The sequence below is a fragment of the Nonomuraea sp. MG754425 genome (assembly GCF_021699195.1).
GTDB lineage: Bacteria > Actinomycetota > Actinomycetes > Streptosporangiales > Streptosporangiaceae > Nonomuraea.
In genome coordinates, this window is record NZ_SSXE01000507.1 from 1 (window position 1) to 463 (window position 463).

2 pseudogenes are annotated in these 463 nt (G+C 77.1%); both read right to left on the bottom strand.

Features of this window, described 5'->3' with window-relative positions:
* Positions 1 to 130 (bottom strand): annotated as a pseudogene (locus FAF44_RS53735) (ABC transporter ATP-binding protein); the annotation flags it as partial.
* Position 131: 1 nt separating this feature from the next.
* Positions 132 to 463: pseudogene (locus FAF44_RS53740) on the bottom strand (acetyl-CoA C-acyltransferase); the annotation flags it as partial.

The window sequence follows — 463 nt, forward strand, 5'->3', positions numbered from 1 at the left end:
CGAGCGTGCTCTTGCCCGAGCCGTTGGCGCCCACCACGCCGACCCGCCGCTCGGTCAGGCTCGCGGTGACGCCGCGCAGCACGTCGCGCAGCCCGAGACGGACATGCACGTCGGCGAAGTCGATCGTCATCTCACACCACCTCGAACAACGCCGCCACGCCCATCCCGCCGCCGACCGCCGCCGCGGCCAGCCCCAGCGTCCCCGGCGGGGCGGCGGCGCGGACCAGCCGGGTGAACAGCCTGGTGACCACGACCGCGCCGGTCGCGCCCCACGGATGCCCGAGCGCCAGCGCCCCGCCGTCGGGGCACACACGCCCGGCGTCGGCCTCCAGCGGGTCGAGCCCGAGCGCGTCGGTCACGGCCAGCACCTGTGCCGCGAACGCCTCCACGATCTCCACCGCCTCGACCCGCGCCACACCCACCCCCGTACGCGCCAGCACCCGGCGGATCGCCGGCACCGGCC